The sequence below is a fragment of the Gordonia shandongensis DSM 45094 genome (assembly GCF_000423025.1).
In the GTDB taxonomy this organism is placed as follows: Bacteria; Actinomycetota; Actinomycetes; order Mycobacteriales; family Mycobacteriaceae; genus Gordonia; species Gordonia shandongensis.
On the sequence record NZ_AUHE01000033.1, the window covers coordinates 1 to 1,234 of the forward strand.

Here is a 1,234-nt window from a genome sequence, read left to right on the forward strand (position 1 = left end):
GGCGGATTCAAGCGGTGGGCGCAAGAAGCTCTGCGAGCTTCTCTGATGGTGTCAGATAGCCCAGAGTCTTGCGCGGTCGGCTGTTGAGGCTGTCCTGGATCGCGTCCAACTCCTCGCGGGTGACGGCGCTCAGGTCAGTGCCCTTGGGCAGGTACTGACGCAACAGGCCGTTGGTGTTCTCGTTGCTCCCGCGCTGCCAGGGCGAGTGGGGATCGCAGAAGTAGATCGGGATACCCGTGGCAGTGGTGAACGCCGCGTGCTGCGACATCTCCGCGCCCTGGTCCCAGGTGATCGTTCTGGCCAACGAGGACGGTAGTTTGCTGATCGCGGCGCGCATCGCTGCCTCGACCTGCTCGGCTGTCTTGCCATCTGGGAGGTGCAACAGCAGCGTCATCCGCGTCGATCGCTCGACGAGCGTCCCGACCGCGCTGCGGCTGCCCTCGCCAAGGATGAGGTCGCCTTCCCAGTGTCCGGGCACGGCGCGGTCGTCGGCTTCTGCGGGGCGTTCGCTGAGCATCACCATGCCGGGGATCCGGCCGCGGCCGTCAGTGGTGCCGCGGGGCTTTCGGGCCGCTCTTCCGGACCGTAGACACCGCGCCAACTCGCGGCGCAACTCGCCTCGGCCCTGGACAAACAGGGACTGGTAGATCGTCTCGTGGCTCACGCGCATCTCCGGATCATCGGCGTGATCCAACCGTAGGCGCGCCGCGATCTCCTCGGGGGACCACAACTGCTCCAGCCGGCTGGAGACCTCCTCGAGCAACCGGCCTGACGCGAGCTTGAAAGACTTCGGCCGACGAGCTTGATCGCGAGCGCGTTCGTGCGCATGCCATGCCGAGTAGCCGCAGCGACCACCGCCGCGCTTCACCTCGCGGCTGATGGTCGACACCGCGCGCCCCAGGTACTCGGCGATCGCGGTGAAGGTGTCGCCACGATTGATCCCCACCAGGATCTGCTCGCGCTCGTCAATCGTCAGGCAGCCCTGGCGTGGCTCCCAGCCGAACGGCTTGGCGTCGGCGTGCCTGCCGGTGCGGGCCATGATCCCGACCATCGGCGCGCTGCAGCCGATCTCCTTGGCGATGTCGACCAGCCGCCAACCCCTCGCATGCAGCCTGAGTGCCAGCTGCTTCTGCTCCCGACTGAGATGACCGTGCTTGCCCTGCATCCGGATCCTCCTGTGATCAGTGACTGCCTCATCTCACAGGACTCGTTGCACTGACCGCTTGAATCCGCC

General features: G+C 66.5%; 1 protein-coding gene. It reads right to left on the reverse strand.

Translation table 11 applies throughout. The features are described from left to right. Positions 1-7: 7 nt before the first annotated feature. Positions 8-1,165, reverse strand: coding sequence for an IS30 family transposase (locus tag G528_RS0114470; protein WP_026919580.1), 1,158 nt, complete (start codon positions 1,163-1,165; stop codon positions 8-10). Between the last annotated feature and the right edge of the window lie 69 nt (positions 1,166-1,234).

Bases quoted from the DNA above. Each gene is read 5' to 3' on its own strand.
- G528_RS0114470 (WP_026919580.1), bottom strand. From the start codon at position 1,165: ATGCAGGGCAAGCACGGTCATCTCAGTCGGGAGCAGAAGCAGCTGGCA.